The 202-nt window shown below is 57.9% G+C and carries 1 protein-coding gene; it reads left to right on the forward strand.

Translation table 11 applies throughout. The features are described from left to right. A partial coding sequence (locus ABLN87_RS22505) for a helix-turn-helix domain-containing protein (protein ID WP_353014352.1) occupies positions 1-202 on the forward strand: 202 nt, incomplete at both ends.

The following is a 202-nucleotide window of genomic DNA, read 5'->3' on the forward strand; positions in this document are numbered from 1 at the left end:
ATCGCATCTGCCGACCAAGCGCACTTTGGAGAAGCTGGGCATTCCGAAGACCACCTTCTATCGCTGGTACGACCGATATCTCGTCGACGGCCCCGAGGCGCTTGAAGATCGCAGACCTACGCCGTCGCGGGTCTGGAACCGTATTCCTCAATCCGTGCGCGAAAAGATCAAGGGTCTGGCTTCGCAGGAAAGCGAGTTGTCA

This window comes from Ruegeria sp. SCP10 (genome assembly GCF_040329495.1).
Taxonomy (GTDB): domain Bacteria; phylum Pseudomonadota; class Alphaproteobacteria; order Rhodobacterales; family Rhodobacteraceae; genus Ruegeria.